Below are 6,295 nucleotides of genomic sequence, written 5' to 3'. Positions count from 1 at the left end.
CCGCGACGACGATCTTCGCGGAGGTGGTGGCGCGGGTGGGGGCGGCCGCGTTAGAGCTTGCGAAGTCCACTGAGGACCCTTTCGAGCAGCGTGACGTCGGGCTGGTTTCCGGTTTCGCCGCCGGAAGCGGGCTGGTGGATGGCGACCAGGCCGGCCTCGGCCAGGTCGGCCACGAGGATGCGGGCCACTCCCAGGGGAAGGGAGAGCAGCGCCGACACCTCCGCGACGGATTTGACCTCCGTGCACAGCGTGCAGATCCGCTGGTGCTCGGGGAGCAGGGTGGCCATGCGCTGCGGGTCGACGTCGGCGGAGACCAGGGCCTCCAGCGCGAGTTCGTAGCGCGGCCTGGTCCTGCCACCGGTCATCGCGAACGGGCGGATCAGCGGGCCGGAGTCGGGTTCGTCCTCGAACTCCTCGACGTGGCCGGGCTCCTGGGCGGGCAGGTAGCCGGGGTCCGGCTCGGGCGCCGGTGCCGGGTAGCCGGGCGCCGGGGCGCCGTACGAGGGCTGCCGGGCGTACTGGTCGTACTGGCCGTACTGCTCTTCGGGCCGGGGGTACGGCTGCCGGGGCTGTCCGTACTGGTGCCGGCCGTACTGCTGACCGTGGCCGACGCCGGGTGCTCCGAAGGCGTCATGGCCTGTGCCAGGGTACGGAACACCGTATTGGCCGCTGCGGTCGTCGGGCGGTGTCACGGTTCCTCTCCTCACAGGGTGCGGCGGTGCGGTGCGAGCTTCGGCGCAGGTCCGGAGCCGGTGGTGCGAAGGCCGTACAACGTCCGAACCCGAGCCCGCCGAAGCGGGCCCGGGAAGGACGCGGAGGTACTTCGAATACCTGGACGGTATCCGACGAACCGTCAGTGCAGGAGACTGCCCTGGAGTTCCGCGCGGAGTGCGGGGGTGAGGACGGCGCCGGCGCGGTCGACGAGCAGGGCCATCTCGTAGCCGACGAGGCCGATGTCGGAGTCCGGCGCGGCCAGGACGGCGAGCGCGGAGCCGTCGCTGACGGCCATCAGGAACAGGAAGCCCCGTTCCATCTCGACGACGGTCTGGTTGACCTCGCCGCCCTCGAAGATCCGGCTGGCGCCGGAGGTGAGGGAGGTGAGGCCGGAGGCGACGGCGGCGAGCTGGTCGGCGCGGTCCCGGGGGAAGCCCTCGGACATGCACAGCAGGAGGCCGTCCGCGGAGACCACCACGGTGTGGGACACCCCGGGGGTGTTGTCCACGAAATTGGTGATCAGCCAGTTCAGGTTCTGTGCGGCCTGGCTCATCTGAGTCAACTCAACGCTCCTGGTGGTTCGAGCCGCCGAAGAGATCGGTGCTCCGGTTCTGTCCGTTGCCGGACTGGTCTACCTGATCGGGGTCGATCCGGAAGCTTCCGGTGTTACCGGCGCTGCGGCCCTGCTCCACACCGCGGCGCAGGTTGGTGAGGCGGCCACGGACCTCCTCCGGGCTGCGGGAGACCTGCGGCCCGTCCTGCGGGGTGGACTTGGCGTTGCCGGGCACCAGGTTCTGCTTGGGCACGCGCCGCGGCAGACCGGCACCGGTGGTGCCGCTGGAGGAGGGCTCGCGCAGCTGCTCGGCCCGCTGCCAGTCGCCGTCGTTCGGCGACTGCCAGGCGGCGCGGGCGGTCGGGCCGGTCGGGCCGTAACCGCCGAGCGAGGACACGTCGTGGCCGCGCTGGGTCTCGGGCGCCGAGGTGTCCTTGGCGCCGGCGAACCAGTTCGGGCTGTCGCCGGACTGGCCGCCGCCGGCCGGCGCGGCGGGGAGGCCGCCGCCCGCCAGCTGCTCGCCGGGACGGCGCTGCGGCAGCCCGGACGGCAGGGTGGCGTGCGGCTCGGCGGCGGGCAGCGCGGGCGGCTCGGGGGCGTACGGGTGGCCGGCCGGGGAGTCCTGGGCCGGGCGGCCGTACTGGTCGTCGGCGTACCCGTCCTGCTGGTAGCCGCCCTGGTCGTAGCCGTACCGGTCGTCGGCGTACTGCTCGCCGGCCTGGCCCTGCTGCTCGTAGCCCTGGGGGGCGTACTGGTCGTAGCCGTCCTGGGCGTACCCGTCCTGCTGGTACTCGTCCTGCTGGTAGCCGCCCTGGTCGTAGCCGTACCGGTCGTCGGCGTACTGCTCGCCGGCCTGGCCCTGCTGCTCGTAGCCCTGCGGGGCGTACTGGTCGTAGCCCTGCTGGTAGTCCTCCTCGACCTCGGCGTCGACCACCGGCGCCTGCGGGGCGCTCTCCAGGGCCGCGCGGCGGACCTGGTCGAGGCGCTGCGAGCGCTGGACGGCCTCCAGGGCGGGGCTGAACCCGCTGGAGCCGGCGTTGCCGGTGCCGGTGAGGTGGTCGTCGAAGCCGAGCTCGGCCGCGCTGCGGGCGCGGGTGTCCGGCGCCCACTCGGCGGCCGGCTCCTGCTCGGCGAAGATCCGGGAGACGGTGAACTGCTCGTCCGGCTCCGGCGCCGCACCGGACTGGGTGACGAACGGCGGGAGCATGACCAGCGAGGTGGTGCCGGCGGACTCGCCGGACGGGCGGAGCTGGACGCGGATGTCGTGCCGCTGGGACAGCCGGCCGACCACGAACAGGCCCATGCGGCGGGAGATGGTGGCGTCCACCGTGGGCGGCTCGGCCAGCTTCTCGTTGATCTCCGCGAAGTCCTCGGCGGTGAGGCCGATGCCCTTGTCGTGGATCTCGACCAGCACGCGGCCGTCCGGCAGGCGGGTCGCGTTGACCAGCACCCGGGTCTGCGGGCTGGAGAACGAGGTGGCGTTCTCCAGCAGCTCGGCGAGCAGGTGGACGAGGTCGGTCACGGCGGCGCCGACGACGTCGACCTCCGGGATGCCGGAGAGCTCGACGCGCTCGTACTGCTCCACCTCGGACGCGGCGGCGCGGAGCACGTCGACCAGCGGGACCGGGGTGTTCCAGCGGCGGCCGGCCTCCTCGCCCGCGAGGACGAGCAGGTTCTCACCGTTGCGGCGCATACGGGTGGCCAGGTGGTCCAGCTTGAAGAGGTTCTCCAGCTGGTCCGGGTCGGCCTCGTTGTTCTCCAGGTCGGTGATCAGCGCCAGCTGGCGCTGGATCAGGCTCTGGCTGCGGCGCGACAGGTTGGTGAAGATCGCGTTGACGTTGCCCCGCAGCAGGGCCTGCTCGGCGGCGAGCGCCACGGCCTGCTGGTGGACCTGGTCGAACGCCCGGGCGACCTCGCCGATCTCGTCCTTGCCGTGCAGCGGGATCGGGGTCACCGAGGTGTCGACCCGGTCGGGGTCGGTCTTGGAGAGCTTCTCGACCAGGTCCGGCAGGCGGTGGTCGGCGATCTCCAGGGCGGCGCTGCGCAGGGTGCGCATGCCGAGGATCATCGAGCGGGCCACGTAACCGGTCAGCAGGCCGGCCAGGATGAGCGCCGCGACGACGATGACCGTGTTGAGGATGGCGTCGTAGAGCGCGTTGTCCTTCAGGTTGCGGGAGTCGGTGAGGACCTCGTCCAGCAGCGCGAGCTCGGTGTTCCGCAGGGCCTGGATGTGGGTGTCGGTGGCCTGGTTCCAGTTCTCCTGGGTCAGGCCGGCGTTCTTCGCCTCGGTGTACGCGGCGTCGGCGACCGCCTTGCCCTTCTGCTGGCCCTCCGCGGCGGCCTGGCTGTACGAGGCGCCGAGCTGGAGCAGGCCCTGCATGGTGGGCGGCGCGCCGTTGGGCATCTTGTACGCCGAGCGGTCCTGGGCCGCGGTCTGCGCGATCTGCGCGGCCGCGTACTTGGCGGCGTCCTCGGGGGCGCTGCCGGTGTTGAACTCGTTGATGGAGACCTGTTCCAGCTTCTCCGAGATCAGGATCTGCTGGATCACGTCCTGGTTCTCGTAGCGCGTGGTGACGTTCGCCGAGATGCCGACCAGCAGGTTGAGCATCAGCGCGCGCTGGGTCGACGCCGCGGCCTTGGCCAGCGACATCGCGTAGATCGCGCGGCCCTTGCTGGTGGCGTTGGCGGAGCCCAGGCCGACCGAGTTGTCGAAGGCCAGCAGCGGGTCGAGCATCACCGAGTACGCGTTGGCCGTGGCGCTGATGAACAGCTCCGGGTTGTACGCGTTGGCCCGCAGGTGCGGCAGGTCGACCACCAGGGTCTGGAAGGCCTCGTGACGCCGGGGGAGCTCACCGGACTTGTCGGAGGCCGCGTAGGCGGCGTTGTACGCCTTCAGCGCGGCGTCGGTGGCGCCGCGGCGCTTGGCCACCTCGTTGTTCGGGTCCTGCTTGGTGAGCAGGGGTATGAGCGTCTTGTCGCGCTCGTTCTCCAGCGCCTCGGCGAGTTCGGTCGCCGCCTTGGCCAGCTCCGCGGTCTTCTCGGCGCGGGAGGCCTTGATGAAGCCGTCGACCGAGGTGTTCACGCGCAGACCACCGAAGACGAGACTGATGGTCACGGGGATCAGCAGGATCGCGATCAGACGGGTCGGCACGCGCCAGTTGCGCGGGCGGAGGAAGTCGTACCGGCTCGAGCCTCCGTCGCCCGACGAGCCGCCGCCGCGGGGTGTCACGGCCGGGGGCTCGGGAGCCGGGACGGTGCTCTGGGAGCGCTCCTCGGTGGGAGCGAACGCGGAGAATCCGGCCGGGTCCCCCGGGGTACCGTTCGGCTCGCTCTGGCGGGGCTCGGAGCGCCGCTGCGGGGCGGGTTGCTGCTTACGCCTCACTCGACAACTACCTCTCGGCCGACTGCCGGCCATGGATCAATCCAGCGCTACCCCGGGGCCCTGAACCGCCGCCGTAGGGGCCGGCGCAGGAGAAACCAGGGGTAGCTGGAATTTCAGCACGTGCTGGGATGGGGGACAAACAGCCGCCGTCCGGCACCCGCGTCGGTACATTCTGGACATTCACCGACATGACGGAGCAAAACCGTGGTCACCTGGCGCTGAGTGACGCGGTTTCGCCACGCTGAGTCATTGTTGATCACAAAATGCCTACCGAACTGTTATCCGCTGCTTATACACGGGTCTTGCGCGCGGCCCCCGGAGGTCACCTGCGGGTAGGCACCGCGGTCCCGACGGCCCGTCGCGGGGGACGGACCGTCGGGGCCGTGCGGCTCCCCCCTCGCTCAGCGGAGCCGGGCGAGCAGGGCGTGTTCGACGAGGGTGATGAGGGCGCTCTTGGCGCTGTCGCGGCGGCGGGCGTCGAGGGTGATGACGGGGGTGTCGGCGCCGAGTTGGAGTGCTTCGCGGACTTCGTCGGGGGTGTGGGGCTGGTGTCCGTCGAAGCCGTTGAGGGCGACGACGAAGGGCAGTCCGCTGTTCTCGAAGTAGTCGAGGGCGGGGAAGCAGTCGGCGAGGCGGCGGGTGTCGACGAGGACGACGGCTCCGATGGCGCCTCGGACGAGGTCGTCCCACATGAACCAGAAGCGGTCCTGTCCGGGGGTGCCGAAGAGGTAGAGGATGAGGTCTTCGTCGAGGGTGATGCGGCCGAAGTCCATGGCGACGGTGGTGGTCGTCTTGCCGGAGACGTGGCTGAGGTCGTCGATGCCGGCGGAGGCCGAGGTCATGACGGCTTCGGTGCGCAGGGGGTTGATCTCGGAGACGGCGCCGACGAGCGTGGTCTTGCCGACGCCGAAGCCGCCCGCGACGACGATCTTCGCGGAGGTGGTGGCGCGGGTGGGGGCGGCCGCGTTAGAGCTTGCGAAGTCCACTGAGGACCCTTTCGAGCAGCGTGACATCGGGCGTTCCGCCCGACTCGCCCGCGGCGGCGGGCTGGTGGATGGCGACGAGACCGGCCTCGGCAAGGTCGGCGACGAGGATGCGGGCGACACCGAGCGGGACGCCGGCCAGTGCGGAGATCTCCGCGATGGACTTGACCTCGCGGCAGAGGCTGACGATCCGGGCGTGCTCGGGCAGCAGCCCGCCGGCCCGGTCGGCCGAGCCGGTGGTGGAGATCAGGGCCTCGATGGCGAGCTGGTACCGCGGGCGGGTCCGTCCGCCGGTCATCGCGTACGGGCGGACCAGCGGCTGCTGCTCGTAGCCGTCGGACTGCTGCCCGCCGTAGCCGCTGCCGTACCCGTTGCCGTACGGGCCGGCGGGTGTCGAAGGCGGGGTCATGGGTCCTCCTAGTGCTGCAGCCTTGGGCAGCCGGTTCCAGCTGGGGCGGTGCCAGCTGAGGCGGGATCAGCTGCCTGAGGGTAGCTGAGGGTGTGGCGCCGGGTCCGGTCGGGTCGGACCCGGCGCGGTCGGGACGGTGGGTGAGCCGCGCGGGTCCCGGTCAGTGCAGGAGACTGCCCTGGAGTTCCGCGCGGAGTGCGGGGGTGAGGACGGCGCCGGCGCGGTCGACGAGCAGGGCCATCTCGTAGCCGACG

Annotated in this window: 5 protein-coding genes and 1 pseudogene; all 6 read right to left on the bottom strand. The window is 71.5% G+C overall.

The window, feature by feature from the left end; all coding sequences use genetic code 11:
• Positions 1-50: 50 nt before the first annotated feature.
• On the bottom strand, positions 51-692 hold the full coding sequence (locus tag ACFU7Z_RS34215; protein WP_074001503.1) for a DUF742 domain-containing protein: 642 nt from the start codon (positions 690-692) through the stop codon (positions 51-53).
• 161 nt (positions 693-853) lie between these two features.
• Positions 854-1,267 (bottom strand): roadblock/LC7 domain-containing protein, encoded by a 414-nt coding sequence (locus ACFU7Z_RS34210; protein ID WP_030248297.1) that lies wholly within the window; start codon positions 1,265-1,267, stop codon positions 854-856.
• A gap of 10 nt (positions 1,268-1,277) precedes the next feature.
• Positions 1,278-4,649: a nitrate- and nitrite sensing domain-containing protein gene (locus ACFU7Z_RS34205; RefSeq protein WP_380781841.1), complete on the bottom strand. Its 3,372-nt coding sequence runs from the start codon at positions 4,647-4,649 to the stop codon at positions 1,278-1,280.
• A 401-nt stretch (positions 4,650-5,050) separates the two neighbouring features.
• A complete protein-coding gene (locus ACFU7Z_RS34200) occupies positions 5,051-5,635 on the bottom strand; it encodes an ATP/GTP-binding protein (protein WP_074001502.1) in 585 nt (194 codons plus the stop codon).
• Positions 5,616-6,041 (bottom strand): DUF742 domain-containing protein, encoded by a 426-nt coding sequence (locus ACFU7Z_RS34195; RefSeq protein WP_049658630.1) that lies wholly within the window; start codon positions 6,039-6,041, stop codon positions 5,616-5,618. The genes ACFU7Z_RS34200 and ACFU7Z_RS34195 overlap by 20 nt, the downstream gene beginning before the upstream one ends.
• 160 nt (positions 6,042-6,201) lie before the next feature.
• Positions 6,202-6,295: pseudogene (locus ACFU7Z_RS34190) on the bottom strand (roadblock/LC7 domain-containing protein); the annotation flags it as partial.

The sequence above is a fragment of the Kitasatospora sp. NPDC057518 genome, from assembly GCF_042802075.1.
Classification (GTDB): domain Bacteria; phylum Actinomycetota; class Actinomycetes; order Streptomycetales; family Streptomycetaceae; genus Kitasatospora.
The sequence above is the reverse complement of the archived record's forward strand: the minus strand, read 5'-3'. Positions and strand labels throughout refer to the sequence as shown.